Annotated in this window: 1 protein-coding gene; it reads left to right on the top strand. The window is 67.2% G+C overall.

Annotated elements, in window-relative coordinates; all coding sequences use genetic code 11:
• The coding region (locus tag AC1RPY_RS07885) for a hypothetical protein (protein WP_481763132.1) at nt 1-274 on the top strand (274 nt) is incomplete at both ends.

Raw genomic sequence — 274 nt, 5'->3', positions numbered from 1 at the left:
GGTGACTCTGCTGGTCGATCCGAGTGTGGTCCTGGCCACCAGGCAATACTGCGACGACAAGGTCGCCGAGGAACTCAACAAGCGGGACAGCAAGCAATCGGTGCGCGTGGCCACTACGGCCGCGATCGCACTTGCCGGCCTGCAGACGATCGACGGCGTGGTGCTGGTGGCGGGTGACCGCGTGCTGGTGAAGGATCAGGCAGCAGGCGCGGAAAACGGCATCTACGTGGCGGCGGCGGGCGCATGGGCGCGGGCAACGGACGCCGACATCGGA

The organism is Dellaglioa sp. CoH-56-MRSF-12 (assembly GCF_056782075.1).
This window is presented reverse-complemented; position numbering and strand designations above follow the sequence as displayed.